Source organism: Paracoccus shandongensis (assembly GCF_017315735.1).
Lineage (GTDB): Bacteria > Pseudomonadota > Alphaproteobacteria > Rhodobacterales > Rhodobacteraceae > Paracoccus > Paracoccus shandongensis.
This window is the reverse complement of the sequence record NZ_JAFLRK010000080.1, coordinates 1-758: the sequence shown is the minus strand read 5'-3', so window position 1 is coordinate 758 and position 758 is coordinate 1. Positions and strand designations below refer to the sequence as shown.

The window sequence follows — 758 nt, the reverse complement described above, 5'->3', positions numbered from 1 at the left end:
TTCCCGCGCGGCCTGGCGGGCGGCTTCGCTGCGGGGGGCATCCGCCTCGGGCGCGCGGGCCGGTTGCGGGGCGCGCTGACCCGCCCGTTGCGGCTGGCCTCCCCCCTCGGCCGTGGTGTTGCGCTGTTCCTGCTCGCGTTGCAGCCGTTCGCGCAGGGCCTGTTCGTCCGGCGTCTCTCCCGCCTGTCGGCGCGGGGGCTTGCCGGGCGCGTCGGCGGGGGGCTGCCCGGCCTGCCGTTCGCGGTCCAGCGCCTGTCCCAGGGGATCGTCGCCGTCCGCGCGCTGCGGGCGACGTTCGTCGCGGGGTTCAGGCCTGGATTCCGGTTCGGGCGCGGCCTGACGCTGGCGCTGCGCGGGCCGGTCGGCCTGGGGATCGCGCGGGCCATCAGCGGGGCGTTCCCCGTTCTGCCGGCGCGCCGCCTGTTCGGGGCGCTCGCGGTTCTGGCGGCGGGCGGGTTCCTCGGGGCGTTCGGCCTGGCCACGTTCGGTGGCCTCCTCCTCGGCGGACTGGCGGGCGGCGCGGTCCCGGGCACGCTGCGGCTTTTCCTCCTGCTGGGCGGCGCGGCCTTCGGCGCTGTCGGCGGGACGCTGGCGCTGCTGTTCGCGTGCCGCCTGGGCCGGGCGTTCCGCCTTGGGTTCGGGCTCGGGCTCGGGGCGGTCAGGCTTGCGCTGGCGTTCGGCCCGCTGCGGCGCGGCGGGTTCGGCCTGTTCGGCGCGCTGACGCTGCGGCTTCGGCTCGGCCTGGGCGGCGGGGGGCT

1 pseudogene is annotated in these 758 nt (G+C 78.8%); it reads right to left on the bottom strand.

Annotated elements, in window-relative coordinates:
- Positions 1–758, bottom strand: a pseudogene (locus tag JX613_RS19685) (hypothetical protein); the annotation flags it as partial.